Source organism: Salifodinibacter halophilus (genome assembly GCA_012999515.1).
Classification (GTDB): Bacteria; Pseudomonadota; Gammaproteobacteria; order Nevskiales; family Salinisphaeraceae; genus Salifodinibacter; species Salifodinibacter halophilus.
On sequence record JABEEB010000868.1, the window covers coordinates 1 to 230 of the forward strand.

Here is a 230-nt window from a genome sequence, read left to right on the forward strand (position 1 = left end):
GGCCAGTACCGCGACCGGGCCCAGCGCAGCCGCGCCGTCGCCGCGCCCCGGCGCGGCCCATGCCGCGAGCGGCGGGCAGTCGCTCCAGTCGCGTTGCCCGCCGTCGCCCTCGCCCTCGCCCGCAGCCTGCACCGGTGCGACTGCGAACCCGCCGCCTTCGACCAGATGCGCCAACAACCGCAGCAACAAGGCCTTGCCGGCGAACGCGCGCGCGGCGCTCAGCACGATCC

General features: G+C 77.4%; 1 protein-coding gene. It reads right to left on the bottom strand.

Features of this window, described 5'->3' with window-relative positions; translation table 11 throughout:
- On the bottom strand, positions 1-230 hold a 230-nt coding region (locus HKX41_14025; protein ID NNC25251.1), incomplete at both ends, for a hypothetical protein.